Origin of the sequence: Methylobacterium radiodurans (assembly GCF_003173735.1) — a bacterium.
GTDB lineage: Bacteria > Pseudomonadota > Alphaproteobacteria > Rhizobiales > Beijerinckiaceae > Methylobacterium > Methylobacterium radiodurans.
Genome location: NZ_CP029551.1, coordinates 5,292,107 through 5,314,039 on the forward strand (window position 1 = coordinate 5,292,107; position 21,933 = coordinate 5,314,039).

Here is a 21,933-nt window from a genome sequence, read left to right on the forward strand (position 1 = left end):
GTTGGCGAACGGGCAGGTCACGGTCCTACCTCTAGCCGTTCGAGCGCTCGACATGCCCGCCACCTTCGGCACTGCCACCACCACCTTGGTTGAGAGCGAACCTTGGGAGCTATCTGCAGCTGACCTCAACGGCGACGGCAAGCTCGATCTCGTCGTGCCGAACACCGCCTCGAATAGCCTGTCGGTCCTCATCGGCAACGGCGATGGCAGCTTTCGGCCCGCCGTCAACTATCCGGTCAGCAGTAGCCCCATCTCTGGCGCGCTGGCCGACGTGACCGGCGACGGCAAGATCGACATCGTCGTGGGCATCAATGGCGCCCCAAGCTTGCTGGCAGGCAACGGCGACGGCACGTTCCAGGCCGCCGCGGGGATCGCCGGCGGCAACGCACTTCAGTCGTACTGGCTTCGCGCTGTCGACCTGAATGCTGACGGCAAGCTCGATCTTGCCTACACCAATTTTGGCCCCAACCAGCTCGTCGTTCAGTACGGCAACGGTGACGGCACCTTCGGGACCGGGGCTCTCTACTCCGTCGGCAACCTCCCCCGAGCCCCGGCAATCGGCGACTTCAACCATGACGGTAAGCTCGACATCGTCACCGCCAACAGCGGCGCTACCAGCGTCTCGGTTCTACTGGCCAACGCCGACGGCACCTACCAGAGTCAGGTGCCTTACCCCGTCGGCGCAAGTCCCTACTCGGTGGCGACAGGCGACTTCAACGGCGACGGCAACCTCGACCTCGTGACCGCGGCCCTCAACGCAAACAGCTACTCGGTGCTGCTGGGCCGCGGCGACGGCACATTTCAGCCTGCCCTCACCACGGCCGCCCAGGGTAACTCCAATGAGATCACGGTCGCCGATGTGGACGGCGACGGGAAGCTAGATCTCATCATCGCCAACAGCAGCGCCAATCAAGTTGGCATCGCCTACGGCCAGGGCGACGGCACCTTCTCCGCTTGGCAGACGCTCCCCACCGGTGGCGGCCCCTACACGGCCATTGCCGTCGATCTGAACGGCGACGGTCGCCTCGATCTCGCTGTCACGAACCGTGTCTCAGGCACGGTCACGACCTACATGCAATCGACTCCCCCAACGCTCTCGATCACGGGTGCCACGGTGGTGGAGGGCAACAGCGGCACCGCCGACGCCGCCTTCGTCGTCACCCGCAGCGACACCACCGGCTCGCCCACTGCCACCTACACCATCACCAACAGCACCACCGACGGCGCCGACTTTGGTCCGGGCTTCCAGGCTACCGGCACCGTCACCTTCGCCGCCGGCGCCACCACTGCCACCATCAACGTGCCGATCCGGGGAGACACTCTCTACGAGGCCAGCGAGACCTTCACGGTCGCTCTTTCTAACCCGCAGGGCGCCACCATCTCCGGCACCGGCCAAGCAACTGGCACGATCACCAACGACGATGCGCCCCCCACTGTGACGCTCAGCGGCGGGACCAGCATCGCCGAGGGCAACAGCGGCACGACGGTGGTGCCGATCACCGCCACACTCAGCGCAGTCAGCGGCCTTGCCACCACCGTCACCCTCGCGTTCGGCGGTACGGCCACGCAGGGCACGGACTACACCGTCTCCAGCACCACCATCACTATCCCTGCCGGTTCGTTGAGTGGCTCGGTCAACGTCAACGTCCTGGGCGACACCGCCGTCGAGCCCAACGGGACCGCCACCGTCACCATCGCGACCGCCACGAACGCGACCCCCGCCGGCGCGGCGCAAACCGTCACGATCCAGAACGACGACGTCTCCTACGCGATCACCGCCTCGGCCGCCGCGGTCGCCGAGGGCAGCAGCGGCGCGGGCAACGCGGTCACCTACACCGTCACCCGAACCGGCGACATGACCCAGGCTGGGGTCGCCACCGTCAGGCTCAGCGGCGAGGCCACCCGAGGCGACGACTACAGCACCACCCTGCCCGCCAACGGCCAGATCAACTTCGTGGCCGGCGACGCCAGCAAAACCTTTACGGTCACGACCGTACCCGACACCACAGTCGAACCCAACGAACGGGTGATCGCCACGATCACCGGCGTGAGCGGTCAAGGCGGGGCCACGATCGGGACACCGGCGAGCGCGACCACCACGATCACCAACGACGATCAGTACGGTGTCTCGATCACCGCCACCGACGCGAGCAAACTGGAGGGCAACACCGGCACTACGCCCTTCACCTTCACCGTGTCGCGCACCGGCGGAACGGCGGACGCGATCACGCTCGCCTACGCCGTGACCGGCTCGGGCGCGAGCGCGGCGGATGCGGCCGATTTCGGCGGGACGTTGCCGAGCGGTACCGTGACGATCGCTGCCGGGCAGGCCTCGACGACACTGATGATCAACGTGACCGGGGACGGGCTGGTGGAGGCCGATGATGGTTTCACCGTCACGCTGTCGAATGCGACGGCGAACGCCACGATTGTGCAATCCACGGCAATCGGCACCATCCGCAACGACGATCAGCCGCCGTACACTCCGCCGACCGCCCCGACCGCGGTGGCCGACACGGGCAGCGTGACGCTCGGCACGGCGCTGACGAAGGCCGCCCCCGGCGTGCTCGCCAACGACAGCGGCGCAGGTGCCACGCTCACCGTCACCGCGGTCAACGGGCAGGCGGCCAACGTCGGCAAAGCGCTGGCCGGGGCCTACGGCAACCTCACGCTGAACGCGGACGGCTCGTACTCCTACGCCCCCGACTTCGCAAAGGCGGTGTTCACGGGCTCGGTGGTCGATCACTTCACCTACACCGACACCGCCAACGGGCAGACTGCCACGACCTCGCTCGACATCGCCGTGGCCCCGCCATCGGCCGCCACGCTGGCGCTGTTCGGTACGGTGGTGACGAACCCGGCGTCGCAGACCGGCGGCATCTACGGGCTGTACACCGCCCTCCTCAACCGTGTGCCCGACGCGCTCGGGCTGGAGGGCTTCTCGGCCGCGATCCAGGCCGGCTCGGACCTCACGACTGTGGCAAGCGCCCTCCTCGGCTCGGCCGAGCGCGGCGGCACGGTCTCCGACCCGACCACCTACGTGCAGGGCCTCTACGCCAACGCCCTGCACCGGACCGCGGACGCGGGTGGGCTGAACTTCTTCGTGAACGAGCTCAACGCGGGCGTCAGCCAAGCCACGGTGGCGGTGCAGATCGCCACGAGCAGCGAGGCGCAGAGCCTCAACACGCCGGCCTTCCAGAGGGGCGTGTTCGTCACGGACGCCATCGATGCGGGGGTCGCACGACTGTACTACGGGCTCCTGAACCGCTCGCCGGACGCGGGCGGTCTCGGCAGCTTCGAGGGGTTGGTGAAGCAGGCGGCGGCCAGCGGTGCAGCTGCCGGCGCGATCCAGGGGCTCGCCACGGTCGCCAACGTCATGCTGGGTTCGCCTGAGTTCGCCGCGACGCATGCCGGGCAGACGAGCGCGGCCTACGTGGACAGCCTGTACGTTGGTGCGCTCGGGCGGCACGCGGATGCGGCGGGGGCGAGCTACTTCGGGGCGGAGCTGGCGCAGGGCGTGAGCCGGGCGACGGTGGCCCTGCAGATCGTCGAGAGCGCGGAGGCGCAAGTTCACCTCGTCGGCGTCATCGAGCAGGGCTTCCAGCTTACGGCGTAGTCCCACCCAAGAGATCGACCTCAGCCCGCCCCGGTCCGCCGTGGCGGGCTTTTCTTTGTCCGCCGTCTGGGCTGGTCGGTGGCGGCTTCGTCCCGCGCCTCCGCCTCGGCTGCAAGCCTCCGGATCACGTTGCCCAGCCGCGCCAGCATCGGCTGGCGCACGCGGTAGGTCGGCGCGTCGTAGTCCGAGCGCCACGCGGCCAGGGCCTCCTCCAGCGTGCGACCGTGGAGATACCCGGCGGCCAGCACGTGTCGCCCCTCGTCCGGCTCTCCCACCGCGCGCTCAGCCCTGGAGCGCCTCTGCGAAGTCGTCCGGCACCTCGCCGAACTGGCCGAGGATGGTCGCGCTCTCCAGCTCGCCCGTCTCATCGTCGGCCACGATTTTGAGTGCGGCCGTACCGGGCATGCGGCCCGCCATCGACTCGGCCTTTTTCAGCGCCCCGCTTTCGGTCGAGGCGAGTTCCGGCCGGTCGGGCTTGAGTCGCTTCCGGTGGATGCTGAAGGTCTGCACCATGAAGCTCGTCTTCAGGGCCATGCTCTGATCCTCTCTCAGGCCGCCTGCAGCGTCGGCGCGGTTGCGTCGGTGAAGGGCAGCGTCAGTACGTGGCGGCCAGAGGCGTCGTGCACGTCGACGATCCAAGCTGACCAGTCGAGGCGGCCGGCGACCTGATCCATGATCGCGTGTGCAGCCCGTGCCGCCTCCGCAAGCAGGTTGTCGCGCGTCCGGAGATACCGGCCACGATGATCGAGCACCGCGTGCGTGCCGTCGGTGCAGTGGAATCGGTAAGTGCCCGCCCGCATGTGCAAACCTGCCCTTCATCCACAGCGCCCCACAGGCGGCGCAAATCGCCGTCTAGGCCGGATTGAACCGGACCGGGCGCCCGTGTTTGTTCTCTCTATGTTCTAGAAGGGGGAGTCGTGCCAATGCACGCGCAGGCTGTGGATGACCGGGCGTCTGAGGGCGAGCGGATCGCCGCGGCTTACGCGAGTGCGGCCGAGGGCGACACCTGGGCGGCGCTCGTCCAGGCGGTCTCTGACGCGCTCACCGACCTTGCCGAGGCCGAGCGCCGTTCCTTGCGCCGCGAGCGACTGATCTCGCACGGCTACGTGCGCGGCGCTCTCGCAGCGGAGGAGCGTGCGTGAACCTCCACCGCATTCACGCCCTGCCGGAGCATGGGGTCGCGACGGTGCGCGTGCCGCTCGTCGGCCAGACGCTTTGTGCGGGTTTTCCGTCGCCGGCCGACGACTTCCTGGAGGACGCGCTCGACCTGCCCCGCTGGCTCGTGCCGAACCCGCCCGCAACCTTCCTGTGGCAGATCAGCGGGGAATCAATGCGCGGCGCCGGCATCTTCGACCGCGACCTCGCCTGTGTCGATCGCAGCCTGAAGGCGGGGCACGACAGCGTGGTGGTCGCGGTGGTCGCCGGGCAGATGTCGATCAAGCGGCTCGTCATCGAGGGCAACCGCGCGCGCCTCGCCTTTGACAACCCGGACCTGCCCGCCTTCGCGGTCGAGGATCTCGAGGAGGCTGCGATCTGGGGCGTGGTGCGCTTCACGATCCGCTGGCACCTCGTGCGCGGGCGGCTCGGCCGATGAGCCGAGCGCTGGCGCTGATCGACGGCCACTCGTTCTACTGCTCGTGCGAGCGCGTGTTCGACCCGAAGCTCGCGGGCGTGCCCGTCATCGTGCTCTCCAACAACGACGGCTGCGCCATCGCACGCACCGCCGAGGCCAAGGCGCTCGGCATCCGCATGGGCGACCCCTTCTTCAAGACCCGGGAGATGTGCCGGGCCCAAGGCGTGCGGGTGTTCTCCTCGAACTACACCCTCTACGGCGACATGAGCGCACGCACGAATGCGGTCTACCGGGACTTCTCGCCTCGGGTCGAGATCTACTCCATCGACGAGAGCTTCCTCGACCTCTCGGGCGTGCGGGCGGACCGGCGCGTCGAACTCGCCCGGGACCTGCGCGCGACGGTCCGCGCCTGGACCGGCATTCCGACCTGCGTGGGCATCGGCCCGACCAAGACGCTCGCCAAGCTCGCCAACCACATCGCGAAGACGGTGCCGGACCTGCAGGGCGTCTGCGATCTGACCGACCCGGTGGCCTACGATCACTGGCTCTGCCGGATCGGCGTCGAGGAGGTCTGGGGCATCGGCCGAGCCTCGCTGGTGAAGCTGCAGGCGCTCGGCGTCGTGGAGTTGGAGTTGACCCGTTTTGGTGGAGCGGTGGAACGCTTGCGGATCAGGGGTTAGCGAGCATCTCCTGTTCGTAGCGGATGGGTGAGCGATAACCGAGCGCGGAGTGCAGGCGCACGGGATTGTAGAAGCCCTCGATGAAGGTGAACACGGCCATGCGGGCCTGTGCCTGAGAGGCGAAGCGCCGGCGGTCGAGCAACTCGCACTCCAGGGTCGCGAAGAAGCTCTCGCACATTGCGTTGTCGTAGGCGTCGCCCACCGAGCCCATAGAGGGCCGCACGCCCGCTTCGCGGCCGCGACCGCCGAAGGCCAGCGACGTGTATTGCGATCCCTGGTCGGAGTGGTGGATCACATCGCGCGGCCGGCGCTGCGTGATAGCCATCTCCAGTGCGTCGAGCACGAGTTCGGTCCGCAGGTGGCTGGCCATCGACCAGCCCACGACGCGCCGGCTCCAGGCGTCGACCACCACGGCGAGATAGAGGAAGCTCGCGCTAGTCGGCACGAAGGTAATGTCACCTACCCAAAGCTGGTTGGGGGCCTCGGCAGAGAAGTTGCGGTCCACGAGATCGGGCGCGGGGCGAGCCTCCCGGTCGCGTCGAGTGGTCACGACGCCTCCGCGCCGGCGGCTGACGCCGACAAGGCCCGCCTCGCGCATCAGCCGCGCAATGCGCTTGCGTCCGTGTCGTGCGCCCTGTGCTGCCAGCGTAGCGTGCACGCGCGGCGCACCGTAAATTTCGCCCGACCCAGCGTGAGCGATGCGGATCTGCTTCAACAACGCGGCATCCGCAACGGCACGGACGGAGGGCGCGCGCTGCCGCCAAGCGTGATAGCCGGCCTCCGACACGCCGAGCACGCGTGCCATGGTCGCAATGGGGAAGACGGCCTGGTTCGCGCTCATGAACTGGAAGAGCCCGACGGCACCGCGCCGCTCTCCCGTGCGAACCAGGCCGCGGCTTTTGAGAGGATGTCGCGCTCCAACCGAAGCTGCCGCACCTCGCGGCGTAGACGGGCCAGTTCCTCCCGCTCGGCGAGCGTCAGGACGTCACTTTTGGAGGCGCCACGGCTCTCACCGCGGTCGGCTTGAGCGACCCAGTTGCGGATGGCCTGGGCAGAGGGCTCGAACTCGCGGGCGAGATCAGCCGGGTCGCGTCCGGCGCGTACCAATTCGACCATCTGGCGGCGGAACTCGGGGGCGTAGGGCGGGCGTGTATGAGGCATGGAGCGCACCTCGTGCGAAAAGTCTGAAAGGCTCCACCAGACCGGGTCAACTCCAGGCTCTACCAGGGTGTCGCGCCAGAGCGTTGCTGCCAAGCCGGGGAACTTGGCCAGCACCGCGCGCATGGGTGCATGGGGAATGAAGGCGACCACTGCCTGACCAACGGTGGCAAGGCCATGATCCACGACCGACAAGTGCACGCTCTGCATGTCGGGGAGGTCGCCTGACACGTGGAAGGCGGTGATCTGGCGCCGGCCCTGACTGAGAAGCTTGTAGCGGCAGACCCAACCTTCCAGGATCAGACTGCACTGGGACGGCCGATCACCGTCGCGCACGATGTCATGATGTGGGCCGAGCGTCCGCACCTTGGCAGGCAGGCTCAGGATGGCTTGGTGCTCATCCAACGAAAGAGGCGTGATGCTCTCCAGCTTGCGGACAAGGGGCTCCAGCAAGTGGTTGCCTGGAGAGGAAACGAGAGCTTCCCCCTGCTTGCGGGCGCACACTCCTCCGATCGCCCGCGCGAAAGCCGGCGCGGCGAGTGGCATGCGCCCTGACCCATGTTCATCCCCCACAATGATTTAGGTTGGGCCCGGTTCCATGGGGCGCAATCTTCGGTTGCAACCAGGACGGTGCCAAACACGTCCGCTTCAGGCCAGTGAGTGCTGTTGAGGCGCTCCATGCTCGGAGGCGTGCTCAAGATGGTCGGTCGAGGCCAGCCGGTCAGGGCAGCACCACGAGCTTCACGACCTGCTCGTTGCTCTCAATCATGTGAGCCTCAGCGCAATCGCCGTTGCGATTTGGCTCATGAAAGAGCCCGCCTCGGCCATTCGCCGGGCGGGCTAAAGTGTGCGGGCTATGTGATTAGGCGGCCTTCACGCCATCCAGGAAGATGGAGACCTCGCGGGTCAGCCCTTCCGAGTGCCGGGCAAGCTCCTGCGCCGCGCTCAGAACCTGCGCGGCCGCCGCGCTCGTCTGGCCGGCGCCCGCCTGCACCGATCCGATGTTGCGGGTCACCAACTCCGTGCCTTGCGCCGCCTGCTGTACGTTGCGCGTGATCTCCTGCGTGGCCGCTCCCTGCTCCTCCATGGCCGCCGCGATGCTCGCCGCGTAGGTGGACATCTCGCCGATCACCCGACTGATCTGCTGAATGTCGGCGACCGCCTCATGCGTCGCCGCCTGGATCTCCGCGATGCGCTCACCGATCTCGCCCGTCGCCCGGGAGGTCTGGCCCGCCAACTCCTTGACCTCTGTGGCCACGACCGCGAAGCCACGGCCCGCCTCTCCGGCACGCGCCGCCTCGATAGTGGCGTTCAGCGCGAGCAGGTTGGTCTGGCCTGCGATCTGCGAGATCAGGGACACCGCTGTGGTGATGCGCTCGGCCGTGCCGGCAAGTCTCTGCACCGTCGCGTCGGTCTGACGCGCGGTCTCCACGGCGCGGCCGGCGATCTGCGCCGACTGGCTGACCTGCTGGACGATCTCAGTCACCGACGCCGACATCTCCTCGCTGGCGGCCGCCACGGTCTGCACGTTGGCCGAGGTCTGCTGAGCCGCACCCGCTACGGTCACGCTCTGCTGGCTCGTCTCGTTGGCGGTCGCGGTCATGGAGCGGGCGGTCGCCTCCATCTCGGTTGCCGCACCGGCCAGGCCTTGCGTCAGCACCGAGACGCCGCGCTCGAAGCTTTTGGTGAGGTCATCGAGCAAGTTGGCACGCCGCATCTTGGCTTGGTTCTCGGCCTCCTGAGCCGCAGCCATTTCGCGCGCCCGGATGGCGTTGTCCTTGAACACCTGAAGCGAGCGGGCCAGCAAGCCGACCTCGTCGCGGCGGTCGGTGCCGATGACCGCCACCCCCAGATCACCGTCGGCCAAGCGGCCCATGGCCGTCGTCATCGCGGTGAGGGGCCGCGTGACACCGAAGGTCGCGATGGCTGCGAGCAAGGCCGTGGCCGCGATGAGACCTGCCGCTGCAACAGCTGTGAGAGTGGCGGCCGCTGATGCGGCGATCTCAGATGCGCGCTCCTTGGCAGCCTTCAGATCACGCATGTTGGCTGCAATACGCGTGTTAACCTCGGCGATCAGCTTGAGCCGAACATCGCGGCTCTGGCTGCCCGAGATCTTGGCTGCTGTATTCTTGTCGCCTCTCATGCCATAGCTGATGCCGTTCTCGACCGATGCTAGATAATCGACGAGTAGGCGCTTGATATCTTCGTTGACCACCCGGCGCTCCGGCGAAACGGCGAGAGCAATCAGCTCGTCGGCTGTTGCGAGTGCTTTCTGCCTGTCCTCTTTGAACTGATTGAACTGTTTTGTGAGGACGCCTGGGTCGGTCTCGATGATGATGTTTTTATCGCGGATGGTGGTTTCGTCCACAGCAAAGGCAAGCTGCTGAATTTTGATGGTGCGCGCTGCGCTGACCTCAACGATGTCATGCGTGTTCTGGTCCAGCGTACCGAGACTACCTCGAGCCAGAAGGACCATTCCCACCGCGACCGCGATGAGTATGGCGGCCGGGATCGCTAATTTAACTGTGAGGCGGAGGTTGTTCAGGTAGCGCATCTGGCACACGGCAGGGGAACTTGCTTGGACGTCGCTGCGGCCCCATCGCAGCTGACGTACCTCTTTTCCGACCTCAACCTTACCGGCAACTTAAACATGAGGCTGGCAAGGATATTCCACCCCTGCGTGTGCAGCGTGTCAGATGTCTCTCAGGGTCGGCGCAAAACCATGTTGCCTAAGCTTGGCTAGTTAAGCCCTGAGCGAGTTTGGAGAACATCAAGCGAAGGTCTGTGCCGCATTGCGGGCTGATGCAAATTGTCGTTCCACGCTCGCTGAGCAGCTGCTTCCCAGTTCCATCCGGTCCTTCGGCGCCCACGTTTCGAACGCCCGCTCAGGGTCAGGAGCGGCGGTTCCAGCCTGCTGGCTCCAGATCGAAGTGCCACCGGATCAGCCCCTGAACGCCCAGATCGGGATGCCGCGCAGCCGCGGATGCGGGTTGCCGACTTGGGTCCGGTAGTAGGTCAGGTTCCCGTACCGGACCGTCTGCGCGTCGGTCGCCTCGACCTGCCGACCGGTGAGCACCAGCGCGCCGCAATAGTCCGCGCGGCCCGTGCCGATCACCGGATGGATCGCGAACCGCTCGAGATCCGTCCAACCTAGGTCCACCGCCTGGGCGCCGAAGCGATTGAGGAAGTCGAGGTTCGCGGCGTGCGTCTTCTGCCACGGCTCGCCGTAGAGGCCGGGGCACGGGCTCTTCGCCGGGCTCAGGCTCTCGACACCGGAGCGCCCGGTGTAGAGGTCGGAGGTCGGGACGGAGGCAAGGTGCGCAGACATTCCGCCCCTCTGCCGCCTCGATCTTGCGCAGGCGTTACCTCGCGGACTGGCGCGAGCCGGGCGAGCGACCGTGGCGCTACAGCAAGGCCGGCTTCATCATGACCGACTTAATGCGACTTGGTTTATCCATGCAAGCAGTACTCGTAAGCTGCTTCTGCAATGGATTTCGCCAGAATATTTCGACGCTCAGATCCGGACAAGGTCGCTTCCTCGTCCCGATTCATTATTATACTCGCCTCTACTAACACGTCGGGGCTATGGGCCATCTTGAGGACAGCAAGGTTGTCATACCTAAAAATCCCGAAATCTGCGCAGATAAACTGTCTATTCTCGCCGGAAATTGGTTCGGCATGATGCTTTGAAAATGGAAGACCGTGAGACAGAAATCTACCTGCGATTTTCTCTGCCAGAGCAATACAGGGCTACGATCATCGCCGCTGCCGACGGGAACGCAGGGCGCGGAGCATCACCCCGCGGATCGCACGGCGTGGCATCGAGAGCCATGAACGGCTGGGCCGCTACCGCTGGATCGTGGAGCGCACCCTAGCTTGGGTTGTCCGCTTCCTCCGCCTCGCCATCCGCTACGAGCGCCGTGCGGATCTCCATCTCACCTTCACCATCCTCGCCAGCGCCCTCGTTTGCCAAGCTCAGGCCAAAACGGTTTTGTCCCTGGCTCTAAGGTGGTTTTGTCCCTAGCGCTTACATGCTTGGGTGCGCAAGGATTGGTGTCCAAACGCGCGCCGGTCCGGCTTGTTCAGCGATGTGCTGCCCTCGGCTATGGCTGAGACGGCCAACGTATAGCGAAGCCGTAAACCCTAGCAACAGCACCAATCCGATCGTCACAACGTCTGCGTGCCGACGTGCGATGTAGATGCCGATACAGCCAAGCGAAAAGCCGGCTACTAGCAATATCCCGATGGAAAGGCTGATCGGCATAGAAGTCGCCTACCCGCTCAAGCTCGAGAAACCCGTCCTTCCTCGGAGGAGTTTCCCGCTTTAATCTCTGAAGACGAACGTTAGCAGCGGCCAGGTTAATCCCGACCTATTAGACTTCTGTCCCCCGCGACCTCCCGAACGGTCCTCGCATGGCCTTGGCTGTACGAGATCATGCGAGAACGCCACATCCAAGCGTTTATATTCCAACATCCGCAAGAGAGAACACGCCGATTCAAATGCTGGCGGACAGGCTTGCGTTGTCGTTTAAAAAGCTCCCGGTTCTTGCCCTTTAAGAATGCGGTCTAATCCAACGCAAAAATTTATATTTATTTGGAGATATAGGCAATGGTGTTGCATTTTTTACTTAACGTCAATGATAATTCGATTTATTAAATAAAGTCTGCGATCCAGCGATCGAAGGATGGCTAAGGTGATGAGTGAAGGAAGGGTTTAGAGGCATGCCTCCAAACCCTTCCCACCGTGGTTGCTCTATCGTTGGCTCAAGCCGCTAGGCCACCGCGATCTTTGCATCGGCCGTGACACTCGTATCAGCCTGAGCATTCGCAACGACCCGCTTGCGCCACGGCTTCAACACCCCAATCGCCAGAACCGAGGCCAGGATGTTGGCTCCAGCAGCAGCCAAGAACACGCCGTCCCAGCTCCCCGTGCTCTGTTGAAGATAATTGGCAATCGGCACCAAAAGCGCCGCGGTTCCCTTGGCCGTGTAGAGCAGCCCAGCGTTGGTAGCAGCGAACTTGGAGCCGAACGTGTCCGTGCAGGTCGAGGGGAAGAGCGAGTAGATCTCGCCCCATGCGAAGAACACGAAGCCCGACAGGAGAACGAACCACAGCGGATCATGGCCCCAGAGGTACAGCATGTAGATGCCGAAACCTTCCATGGCGAACGCGATGAACATCGTGTTCTCACGCCCGATCTTGTCCGAGACCCAGCCGAAGAAGGGTCGAGTCAGCCCGTTCAGCACTCGGTCGATTGTGGCCGCAAAGGTGATGGCCACCATCGTCACGCCAAGCAGAGTCACTGGCACCTTGTCGACGCCAATGTCAGCTGCGATCGGCTTCAGGTTGGCCGTGATCATCAACCCACCGGCGCCAACGATGACGAACATAAAGTACATCAGCCAGAAAATCGGCTGCCGCACCACCTCGGGGGGGGTGTAGTTACGCCGCGACTGGATGTTGGCCGAGTTGGCGATAACCTCAGGGACCTGCCCCTTGCGCGGGGCGGCAAGGAAAAAGGCCAGTGCGGCCACGATCACACCCTGGCCGATGCCGAAGTTGAGGAAGGCAGCCTGGAAGCCCTTGTCGGCGATCATCCACTGGATGGGCGCGACAGTGAGGGCAGATCCGGCCCCAAAGCCCGCAGCGGTGATACCGGCGGCGAGACCACGCTTGTCAGGAAACCACTTCAGCGCATTGCCAACGCAAGTGCCATAGACGGCGCCTGCGCCGAGGCCGGCGATGACTTGGCCGAGATAGAAAAAGTTCAGGGTTGAGGCGTAGGCGTTGATCACCCAGCCCAAGCCGCAAAGCACGCCGCCGAAGAGGACGACGATCTTTGGACCGTACTTATCGACGAACCAACCCTCGACTGGAACGAGCCAAGTCTCGAACAGCACAAAGAGGGTGAAGGCCCACTGGATGGCAGCACGGTCAAACCCAAACGTTTTTTGGATCTCTGGAACGAAGAAGGTCCAACCATACTGTAGATTGGCGATCATAACCATACAGATGACGCCGACGACAAGCTGCATCCAGCGATAGCTGTCCGATACCTTCTTCGGCTGCAACAATTCTTGCGTTGACATAGACATCTCCTCACCTCTGTTATTTATATGCTTTCTCGAATTCGCGAGCGCGCTATTGAGGCGTTGCGGACAAACAGCATGCGTTCGCACTAAGCTTTCGCCCGGTACGGGATAAATCAAAGTAAAGTTGACCGTCCGACGGCCAGAAAGACTGTCCGGGCACCGGCAATCGAGAACAGCATGGCACGCGATGCTCTAGCCGAGCTGCTGCCGAAGCTAGCCTCGGCCCTTACTTATATATTGTATACCAGGATCACCCGGACTGAGGCCTTCGTCAAGGGCGTCGTGCATTTTTTTGCATCTGGGAGGGATTAAATGTGAGAGAAGCGGGGTGGGGCAGGATGGCCGCCGAGAGGGCGCCTTACTCTCAGCACTATGATGCCGCTTCGATCGCGCTACTGGCGTCCACAGGATCGCTGCCAATCCCGCGTTCAATGATAATATTCCCCGAAAAGTGGTTCGAGCGGTGCACCTATCCGACGTCTGCGCCTTGCCATCCGCTACGAGCGGCGAACTTGCCTTCACTACGCATGCTTGCGCCCTCATCTGCCACACTCAGGCAAAACAGTTTTGTCCCTGGCCCTAAAGACTTTTCAGAACGGGCTGGGAGAGAAGCGGCCCTTTTTGATCATGAGGCAGCCTAGCATCGGCGGGAATTGGCGCTTCCGCCTAGGGGAGGCCAGGACCTCGCCGCTCACGGGTAGCCCCACGATCGGGCGATTCGAGCGAACGCTGCATAGCGCTCCGTCCCCGGCCCGCCGGATAGGGCCGAGAACGACGTGCCGATCTGATGCCGACTTCGGCGAGCGGAACGGTGACGGCTTTCGGCCGGCTCGGGCTTCCGATGCCCGGCACCCACGGATGCGCTAGGTAGGCCGCGACCGTGCAGGTTGTGCCGTCAATGGCGGCGACCGTGCCCGTGGTGCTGAAGCAGCCTGGCTCGAATCGCTGGGGCTCACGCGCGTAGACGTCAACGCCTGCCTCGATCCGCGGCATCAGCCCCTCCCCCGGGGTCATTGAGGCGTTGTCGGCGTACCAGCCGCACGCCCGAGCGAGCCGGCGGCGCATCACGGTGGGATCCTCGCCGTAGCGCTGCTCGCGCACGAAGGCGTGCACGTTCGGGTAGCGCCGCCAGTTCGCCTCGTGGTGCCAGAAGTCCCGCGGCACCTCCGCGTTGTGGTCGGCCAGATCGACGTCGCAGAACTGGACCGTCCGGCCGGGCGGGCCGAACTTGCTGTCGTCGAGCGTCACGGGATATCGGGCCGCGTCCCACGCGCCGATCGCCACGACGGTGAGCGTGCCGACGAAGGTCGGGGACGGGTGCAGAGCGAGCCCCACGTATAACACGCGCTGCCTGACCCGCACGTAGGCTCACGAGGCGGCATGAAGGCCGGAATAGCGATGCGGGCGGCGGGCACGGCCGCCAGTAGAGTAGGCCGAGGAATGATCGACGCGAGACGATCATTGGGCGCACCAAAAGGCACTCAACCCGGTAACAGACCCGAGCAAAATCAATGACATCACCCCGACTGAAAATCGCAGTGTCGGTGGTTCGATTCCGCCCCTGGGCACCATCTTCTTCCTAAGCCATCCATAGCCTCAGCGTTATCGCCCAGGTCTCCACGCCCCACATAGGCGTGCCATTGAGCTTAGAGATCGCCTTATAGATCATCTCATCCGATCGAATGCCGGGTGCCGTGCTGGTCTGGCCGGCCAACTTGGTCGCTCGTGCGTGCGCGGGTCGATCATCGGTGCGCGAGGCAGTTGACCTGACCGGCTGGGTTTGGACCGGGCTGATTGTGAGGATCAGCCAGGACCGATGGGGTCGGAGATGCGGCGAGGACAGAAGACGAAGGCGGAGCAGGTCGTGCTGACGCTGCGCCAGATCGAGGTGCAGACAGCCCAGGGCAAGGATTTGGCGCTCGCTAAGCGAAGGAGGCGGAGATCTCCGAGCAGAGCTATCAGCGCTGGCGCAAGGGGTCCGGCGGCCTGACGTCGATCACGCGCGGAAGGTGAAGGATCTGGAGCGCGAGAGCGCGCGGCTGCGGCGGCTTGTAGCCGACTATCCCCGGAGAAGCAGGTGCTGGTGGGCATCGCCTCGGGAACCTTGGTTCGCCCCAGAGCGACGCCCGCAGGCGGTTGCTGGCATCCAGGAGAAGCACGGCCGCGTCACCGCACTGCGGCAGGCAACCTACGGGCTACCGCCCTCGGCCGAAGCCTCGTCTCGCCCGAGGCGCCGCTTGCTGTTTACGACGCCGCATGCGCCCGTTACGAGCGCTGAATACGCGACGCCACGGCGGTTGCCAGCGCGACTGTCACGATGGCCAAGACGGTCGTGATGGCGGCGAAAGCGGCGGCTCCGAAGGTCCGCGGCACCGCCTACGACTTGGCCGGAGGATCAGCCTGCTGTGTCACTCGGTGCCAACACGCATCTTCGACAAGGGCTTCGGGAAGCAGATACGGCCCTCGTGACGACCGGGTCCTAGCGGGTCATGTTCCGGCCACCCGAACTCGGCGGTAGACCATTCCCCTAGGAACAGATCAAGGAAACAGCCGGCACAGCTCAAGCGGTGCAATTCGCTACCCGATCCCCCGGTAGATGGGAAAATTTTCGCTGAGGCGTGCAGGGTACGCGCGAACGAACGCGCTCGGGTGTTTTTATCACAAAGATTAACCACTTAGGATCAATATGTATGCTTTTTAAAGCAATCATCTGTATTTGATTTCTCGCCTGCGGCCGACGCGGAATTGCTGCTACACATCCGAAGGCGATAATTTCCGATATGCAAAAAATTCGGCAGCGTCAGTAAGCCCTCTTGTCTCAGTAAAGTGACCATGCACCTCACTCGGAGCGAACCGGAAAGGCTGCCGATCGACGTGTTCGCATAAGCCCTGACGCATCGTCGGACCAAGGGCTCCCGTTCAACATCGAAGATCGATCACCGCTCTCTCTGTTTTTCCCTCCCCGCTTTTGCCCGCTGCCAGTCCTGCTCAAGTGTGAAGCCTCGCCTTCTGCATAGAAGTCCCCTTCTAGCCGCGCAAACAGACTGAGCGCGGGGCCGATCAATAGATCATCGCAGCCATCTGGCATGTATAGATCGGATGTTGGCGTCGGTGCGATTATCCTTACAAAATTGGGCTGCGCACCTGGGTCTGCACACACTTTGATGCCCACCAAGCGCCGGAACATGTAGGGATAGGCGCACACGACGCATTGCTTTTACCACCTCTGTCGAATTAAACAGTCTTTCATTCAAATATTCCTGACCGATCTTCCCGGTTGCATGAGGCTTTGATATTAATTCTATTGCAGTATCGCCCCAATTGACAGTAAATTTCTGGATATCAATCAGCTCAGGAGATCACTTATACGATAGATCAGCTACAATTGATCATCCGGAGATTGCCAAATATCCGCTCATGGAGTGACCATTTGCTGGCTTTTTGTTGGCTTTGGTGGCTGGCTCGATGGATGCCTGGACCCTGTTCAGCGCCCAGACATTCGCAACGGGACAATCCGGTGACGTCGTGCAGAGCGGATACCGCCTCGTGCAGCGTGATTGGCAGGCCTTTTCCTTCTCTGCCCTATGAGTGCTCGCCTTCGGTATCGGCTCCGCCGTCTGCGGCTTGTTGATGACCAGCATGCTACGAATTGGCAAAGTATTCAACCCGGCCATTCTACTCGCAATCTGCGTCATGCTGATCGGCCTCGGACTTATCGCGCGGTCCGGCATTCTAGAGCTACAATACATCGCATACGGAATTAGCTTCATTGCGGGCGTCCAGAGAGACGCATTCCACAAAGTTCGCGGCATGCTGTTCGGCGCTGTGGCGGTTACGTCCGTAGTTCAGATAGCATTCAATTTCGTTGCGCAGTCTCTATTTTCAACGACTGGCCCAAAAGGCAAGTTGAACATGAGTTGGGCAGCCATTTTCTTCCTCACTCTCCTCAGCTTCGCGGGATGCGGAGACATCGGATACGTGAGCGACCAGCAGTTCGCCGGCGCCGCAATTTTCATGCCCACAGCATTCGCGCTTGTCATCGGCCTGATTGCTTTAGGTGAACCCAGAAAACTGGATCCTGGTCCGACATCCGGAAGTCTTATTGCCTGATCGAACTTGGAATGATTCAGGTTGCGACATTTCTATCGTTTGGAGGAAAACATGGCTGATTCGAAGCAACCGATCCGCGGCAACAAAGGGGCCACCACCGTAGGGCCTTGCAATCCCGCGATCGAGACGCAGAATCCCGACCTCTTCATCCCGCCGGAATCCGATCAAGGCGGCATCCCGAACCTCAAGCTTACCTTTGCCATGGCTCATCTCCGCCTTGAGGACGGCGGCTGAGCCAGTGAGCTGACTCAGCGCGGGATGGGCACACTGAAAGACCTCGCGATCGTGAATATGCCGCTTCCCCCTGGAGACGTACGGGAATTGCACTGGCCCAAGGAAACCGAATGGGCCTATATTCTACAGGACAAGGTACGCTTCTACTTGGTGTATCTTGGGCGCAACACCCTGATTGAGGACTTGGAGGCGGCAGACTTATGGATCGCGCCGTCTGTCACTCATCACGCCATTCAGGGACTGGAAGAGGGCACCGAATTCTTGCTCACCTTCAACGACGGCAACTTCTCCGAGAACGAGACTTTTCTCGTCACGGAACTGTTCGGTCATGATCCTATCGATGTGCTGTCACGCAATTTTGGGGTGCCGAAGGAATCGCTCGAAGGCATACCAGATCACGAGAAGTACATCTTCACACTCCCGGTTCCGCCACCCATCGATGAGGTGCGACGTGGTCTGGGCAGCGCCTCATTTACGGACAAGTATGTCTTCCGCGCCTCTCAGACCCAGCCGATTCACTAACCGGGCGGCGCGGGCACCGTCGCCGACTCGTCGAACTTCAAGGTCACCAATCTCGCTGCCCTCTTCGTCGACCTTGAGCCAGGCGGCATGAGAGAGATTCATGGGCACCCCGAAGCAGATTTCGGCGAGCAGCATCTCCGGGGCAATCCGAGCGCGAGCCACAAGCAGGACCGGACAAGCCATCTCGGCCGATGCATGCCCAACTGATCCATGACCATTCTTTCAGGAGCACTCAGGTACGCCGCCGAAACCATAGCCCTATATGGTTCCAGCATGCGCATCCAGAGGAGTGGATGCCTACGACCCGGAACTCAAGCCAGGGCCTTTGTAATGATCTCTCTCTGCACTGCTGGAAGCAGAATCTTGGCCGGTATGATTGCTCTATCGGCTTTTGTTCCCGGATCGCTTTACGCCAATCAAGTTCAATCGCGCATTTGCCGGCCGACGTTGGCGGAGTTCAAGACGCTCGAGATGGGCATGAGCTACGAAGAAGTGGCTGCGCAACTCGGCTGCAAAGGCCGCAGGATCTCGCACATCGAGATCGGCCGGAACCGGCGCGCGACCTATTCGTGGCAGGGCCGCGGCTCGTACGGTGCGAACCTCAACGCAACGTTCCGGAACAACCGCTTGACCGACCTGTCGCAACTCGGCCTCCGCTGACCGGTCGGGCGCGGGAGAGGTCTGCCGCGCCAGACAGGCCCATCATTCGCCTGCTGCCAGGGACGCCGAGGCCTTCGGGTTCTCCTGCCTCCTCCGGCCGCGCGCCGCCCATCGCTCGATGGCGATGTAGAACAGCGGGGTGATGAACAGGGTGATCAGCGTGGCGGCGAGCATGCCGCCGATCACCACGGTGCCCATCGAGATGCGGGCGTTGGCGCCCGCGCCCGAGGCGATGGCGAGCGGCACCACGCCCAGGATGAAGGCGAAGGAGGTCATCAGGATCGGGCGCATGCGCAGGCGTGCCCCGTCCATGGCAGCCGCGACGAGATCCTCGCCCGCCTTCCGCTTCTCCTCCGCGAAGGTGACCAGCAGGATCGCGTTCTTGGCGCCGAGGCCGACGAGGAGCAGGAGCCCGACCTGCCCGAACACGTCGAGGGGCAGGTCGCGCAAGGCCAGCGCCCCGATCGCCCCGAAGATCGCTACGGGCGTCGCGAGCAGGATCGCGAAGGGCAGGCGCACCGACTCGAACTGACCCGCGAGCACCAGGAAGATCATGACAACCCCCAGCGCGAAGATCATCGGCGCGAAGCCGCCCGCGATCTTCTGCTGGTAGGCGACGTCGATCCACTCCACCGCGTACTCGCTCGGCATCTCCGTCTCGGCCATCCGCTCGATCAGCCCGATCAGGGTGCCGGAACTAACGTTGCCGGCAGGCGAGGCCGCGACCTCGATGGTGGGGTAGGTGTTGAACGAGAGCACCGCCGTCGGTCCCGTCACGAAGCGGGGCCTCACCAGCGAGCCCACCCGCACAGGTTCGCCCCGATCGTTGAGAACGGTCAGCGCCTCGACATCCTCCATGGTGCGCCGGCCACTGTCCTCGCTCTGCACGTAGACCTGGTAGACGAAGCCGAAGCGGTTGAAGAGGTTGACGAAGGACGAGCCGATATAGGTCCCAAGTGCGTCGAACAGGTTCTTCAGCGGCACGCCGAGCTGCTCGGCCTTCGCCCGGTCGATCTCCAGGTAGATCTGCGGCACCCCGTAATCCGAGGTCGGGGTGGCGCTGCCGATCTCCGGCCGCTCGCGCAGCTTGGCCAGGAACGCTTCGGCCGTCTGCGCGAGCTTGAGGCCGCCCTCGCCGCTGCGGTCCTGGATCTCGAAGGACAGGCCGCCGCGGGATCCGAGACCCGGGAGCGGGGGCGGGTTGACGGGCCGGGGCACGATGGTGGGATCGTCGGCGTAGCGCCTCTCGATCTCGCCGATCAGGGTGTCGACGGAGGCCTTGCGCTCGCCCCAGGGCTTCAGGACGGGGATGATGAACCCGTAGAAGGGGGCGACAGAGTCAGCCAGGATGCTGCGCCCGCTGATGCCGATCGTGTGATCGACCGCCTCGTTCTCCCTGAGGTCGCGCGCGACGCGCTCGACGGCCTTCTCGGTACGGGCCACGGAGGCGCCCTTCGGCAGGGTCATGTCGAAGTAGAAGTAGCCTTGATCCTCGGCCGGCACGAACTCGGTCGGCCGGCTGAGCGTCAGCGCCACCGTGGCGCCCGCGAAGACCAGGAAGGCGAGGCCGACCAGCACGAGATGGTGGCTGAGCCGCCCGATCGAAGTGGCGATGAAGTCGGCGCTGGCCTTCATCGCCCGGTTGAACCAGCGCAGCGGCGCCCGCCAGCGCGCGCGGTCCTCGCCACCCGTCTTGGGCTTCAGGATCAGGCCGCAGAGGGCTGGCGTGAGCGTCAGCGAGACGATCGCCGAGATCAGGACTGAGATCGCGATGGTCAGGGCGAACTGGTTGTAGAGCTGGCCGGTGATGCCCGGGATGAAGGCCACCGGCACGAAGAGCGCCGAGAGCACGAGGGTCGTGGCGACGACGGGGCCGACCACCTCCCCGATCGCCTCGCGAGCGGCCTCCTTCGGCTCCTTACCCTCCTCCATCAGGCGCTCGGTGTTCTCGACCACGATGATCGCGTCGTCCACGACCAGGCCGACGGCCAGCACCATGCCGAGCAGGCTCAGCGTGTTGAAGGAGAAGCCGAGCGCCGCCATCGGCCCGAAGGTGCCGATCAGCGCCACCGGCACCGCGAGGGTGGGGATGAGCGTCGCGCGCCAGTTCTGCAGGAAGAGGTAGGTGACGACGACCACGATGATGATCGCCTCGATCAGGGTGTGCACCACCTCCTCGATCGCCTTCATCACGAACTCGGTGCGGTCGAGGGCGATCTCGTACTTGAGGCCGGAGGGAAAGCGCTTGGCCAGCGCCTCCATCTCCTTGCGCGCGCCCGCCATCACTTCGACGGCGTTGGCGTCCGGGCTCTGGTAGAGGCCGAGCACCGCTGCGGGCCGGCCGTTGAAGGTCGAGGAGACGCCGTACTGCTCGGAACCGAGTTCGACCCGGCCGACGTCGCTCACGCGCACGACCGAGCCGTCGGGATTGGCCCGCAGCACGATGTCGGCGAACTGCTTGGGCTCGGTCAGCCGGCCCGTCGTCACGAGCTGCAGCTCGAAGGCCGTCGACGTGTTCATCGGCGGCTTGCCGAGCGTCCCGGTGGTGATCTGCTCGTTCTGGTTGGTGATCGCGCCGATCACCGCGTCGGGGCCGATGGCGAGCGCCTCCATCTTGACCGGGTCGAGCCAGACCCGGATCGCGTAGCGCTTGTTCGAGAAGTTGAGCACGCGCCCCATGCCCGGCACGCGCTTCAACGGCTTGATGACCTGCGTCTCGGCCCAGTTCGACAGGAACAGCTCGTCGAAGCCCGCGCCCTCTTCGGCGTAGAGCACAATGTTGCCGAGCTGCTGCCGGGCTGATTTCCGGATCTCGAGGCCCTGGCTGCGCACGGCCGCCGGCAGGCGCGGCTCCGCGCGGTTGGAGCGGGTCAGCACCTCGGCAGCGGCGGCGTTCAGGTCGGAGCCGACCGCGAAGGTAGCGTCGAGGCTGACGCTGCCGTCGGTGCTGCTCGTCGTCTGGATGTAGATCAGGTTCTCCGCGCCGTTGATCTCCTGCTCCAGCGGGATCGCGATGGCCTCGTAGGCCTGCTGCGCGCTGGCGCCCGGATAGGTCGCCTGCACGTTGATCACCGGCGGAGCGATCTGGGGATACTGCGCGATCGGCAGCGTCAGTCCGGCGACGGCGCCGACCAAGATGATCAGCACCGAGATCACGCCGGCCAGAACGGGTCGGTCGACGAAGCGGGCGAACATGCGGACCGGGACCTCTGGTGCGCGCGACCGCGCCGCCGGGCGGGCGGGCCCTGGGGCGATCCCGAAAAGCGGGGTTTGGGAAAATATTTCCGG

General features: G+C 64.0%; 17 protein-coding genes and 5 pseudogenes. 12 read left to right on the forward strand and 10 right to left on the reverse strand.

Going from position 1 to position 21,933, the window contains the following annotated elements:
• Window positions 1-52: 52 nt before the first annotated feature.
• Window positions 53-3,616, forward strand: a complete 3,564-nt coding sequence (locus DK427_RS24830) for a beta strand repeat-containing protein (protein ID WP_109953718.1) — start codon at window positions 53-55, stop codon at window positions 3,614-3,616.
• 20 nt (window positions 3,617-3,636) lie between these two features.
• Here the strand turns inward: DK427_RS24830 and DK427_RS24835 are convergent, their stop codons facing one another.
• The 3 genes from DK427_RS24835 to DK427_RS24845 are packed head-to-tail and all read right to left on the reverse strand — an operon-like array spanning window position 3,637 to window position 4,416.
• Complete coding sequence (locus tag DK427_RS24835; RefSeq protein WP_162559889.1) at window positions 3,637-3,891, reverse strand: hypothetical protein; 255 nt, start codon at window positions 3,889-3,891, stop codon at window positions 3,637-3,639.
• 7 nt (window positions 3,892-3,898) lie between these two features.
• A complete protein-coding gene (locus tag DK427_RS24840) occupies window positions 3,899-4,150 on the reverse strand; it encodes a hypothetical protein (protein ID WP_109953720.1) in 252 nt (83 codons plus the stop codon).
• 14 nt (window positions 4,151-4,164) lie between these two features.
• Window positions 4,165-4,416 (reverse strand): DUF6894 family protein, encoded by a 252-nt coding sequence (locus tag DK427_RS24845; RefSeq protein WP_109953721.1) that lies wholly within the window; start codon window positions 4,414-4,416, stop codon window positions 4,165-4,167.
• 123 nt (window positions 4,417-4,539) lie between these two features.
• Between DK427_RS24845 and DK427_RS24850 the strand changes: the two genes are divergently transcribed.
• The 3 genes and pseudogenes from DK427_RS24850 to DK427_RS24860 all read left to right on the forward strand — a co-directional run.
• On the forward strand, window positions 4,540-4,758 hold the full coding sequence (locus tag DK427_RS24850; protein ID WP_109953722.1) for a hypothetical protein: 219 nt from the start codon (window positions 4,540-4,542) through the stop codon (window positions 4,756-4,758).
• Window positions 4,755-5,210, forward strand: a complete 456-nt coding sequence (locus tag DK427_RS24855; protein ID WP_109953723.1) for a LexA family protein — start codon at window positions 4,755-4,757, stop codon at window positions 5,208-5,210. The genes DK427_RS24850 and DK427_RS24855 overlap by 4 nt, the downstream gene beginning before the upstream one ends.
• A pseudogene (locus DK427_RS24860) lies at window positions 5,207-5,809 on the forward strand (Y-family DNA polymerase); the annotation flags it as partial. The gene DK427_RS24855 and the pseudogene DK427_RS24860, both read left to right, overlap by 4 nt.
• 49 nt (window positions 5,810-5,858) lie before the next feature.
• On the opposite strand, the gene DK427_RS24865 reads toward DK427_RS24860, so the two are convergent.
• The 4 genes and pseudogenes from DK427_RS24865 to DK427_RS24875 form a co-directional block, all read right to left on the reverse strand.
• A protein-coding gene (locus DK427_RS24865) for an IS3 family transposase (protein ID WP_109954375.1) occupies window positions 5,859-7,030 on the reverse strand; the annotation gives its coding sequence in 2 pieces (ribosomal slippage) (window positions 5,859-6,763 and window positions 6,763-7,030; 1,173 coding nt in all).
• Window positions 7,031-7,144: 114 nt separating this feature from the next.
• A pseudogene (locus DK427_RS27460) lies at window positions 7,145-7,573 on the reverse strand (cyclic nucleotide-binding domain-containing protein); the annotation flags it as partial.
• 316 nt (window positions 7,574-7,889) lie between these two features.
• Window positions 7,890-9,581 (reverse strand): methyl-accepting chemotaxis protein, encoded by a 1,692-nt coding sequence (locus tag DK427_RS24870; protein WP_109954376.1) that lies wholly within the window; start codon window positions 9,579-9,581, stop codon window positions 7,890-7,892.
• A gap of 387 nt (window positions 9,582-9,968) precedes the next feature.
• Window positions 9,969-10,355, reverse strand: coding sequence for a hypothetical protein (locus tag DK427_RS24875; RefSeq protein WP_245930708.1), 387 nt, complete (start codon window positions 10,353-10,355; stop codon window positions 9,969-9,971).
• A gap of 411 nt (window positions 10,356-10,766) precedes the next feature.
• Between DK427_RS24875 and DK427_RS24885 the strand changes: the two are divergent.
• Window positions 10,767-11,034 (forward strand): annotated as a pseudogene (locus tag DK427_RS24885) (transposase); the annotation flags it as partial.
• A 765-nt stretch (window positions 11,035-11,799) separates the two neighbouring features.
• On the opposite strand, the gene oxlT reads toward DK427_RS24885, so the two are convergent.
• Entirely contained in the window at window positions 11,800-13,116 is a 1,317-nt protein-coding gene (gene oxlT, locus DK427_RS24890) for an oxalate/formate MFS antiporter (protein ID WP_484195085.1), read from the reverse strand.
• A 486-nt stretch (window positions 13,117-13,602) separates the two neighbouring features.
• Here oxlT and DK427_RS24895 point away from each other — a divergent pair.
• A pseudogene (locus DK427_RS24895) lies at window positions 13,603-13,702 on the forward strand (IS5/IS1182 family transposase); the annotation flags it as partial.
• An 83-nt stretch (window positions 13,703-13,785) separates the two neighbouring features.
• Here DK427_RS24895 and DK427_RS24900 read toward each other — a convergent pair.
• On the reverse strand, window positions 13,786-14,454 hold the full coding sequence (locus tag DK427_RS24900) for a hypothetical protein (protein ID WP_109953725.1): 669 nt from the start codon (window positions 14,452-14,454) through the stop codon (window positions 13,786-13,788).
• A 493-nt stretch (window positions 14,455-14,947) separates the two neighbouring features.
• Here DK427_RS24900 and DK427_RS24905 point away from each other — a divergent pair.
• From DK427_RS24905 to DK427_RS26835, 6 genes and pseudogenes are all read left to right on the forward strand, one after another.
• A pseudogene (locus tag DK427_RS24905) lies at window positions 14,948-15,281 on the forward strand (transposase); the annotation flags it as partial.
• 1,282 nt (window positions 15,282-16,563) lie between these two features.
• Window positions 16,564-16,707 carry a hypothetical protein gene (locus DK427_RS27630; protein WP_425452508.1) on the forward strand — a complete coding sequence of 48 codons (144 nt, stop codon included), beginning with the start codon at window positions 16,564-16,566 and terminating at the stop codon, window positions 16,705-16,707.
• Window positions 16,708-17,229: a DUF1275 domain-containing protein gene (locus DK427_RS26560; protein WP_162559891.1), complete on the forward strand. Its 522-nt coding sequence runs from the start codon at window positions 16,708-16,710 to the stop codon at window positions 17,227-17,229. It begins immediately after the preceding gene.
• 51 nt (window positions 17,230-17,280) lie between these two features.
• Window positions 17,281-17,463 carry a hypothetical protein gene (locus tag DK427_RS27280; RefSeq protein ID WP_245930709.1) on the forward strand — a complete coding sequence of 61 codons (183 nt, stop codon included), beginning with the start codon at window positions 17,281-17,283 and terminating at the stop codon, window positions 17,461-17,463.
• Between the two features lie 24 nt (window positions 17,464-17,487).
• Entirely contained in the window at window positions 17,488-17,985 is a 498-nt protein-coding gene (locus DK427_RS27285) for a cupin domain-containing protein (RefSeq protein WP_245930710.1), read from the forward strand.
• A gap of 372 nt (window positions 17,986-18,357) precedes the next feature.
• Entirely contained in the window at window positions 18,358-18,645 is a 288-nt protein-coding gene (locus DK427_RS26835) for a helix-turn-helix domain-containing protein (protein ID WP_245931111.1), read from the forward strand.
• A gap of 42 nt (window positions 18,646-18,687) precedes the next feature.
• On the opposite strand, the gene DK427_RS24925 is transcribed toward DK427_RS26835, so the two are convergent.
• Entirely contained in the window at window positions 18,688-21,840 is a 3,153-nt protein-coding gene (locus DK427_RS24925) for an efflux RND transporter permease subunit (RefSeq protein WP_109953727.1), read from the reverse strand.
• Window positions 21,841-21,933 lie beyond the last annotated feature (93 nt).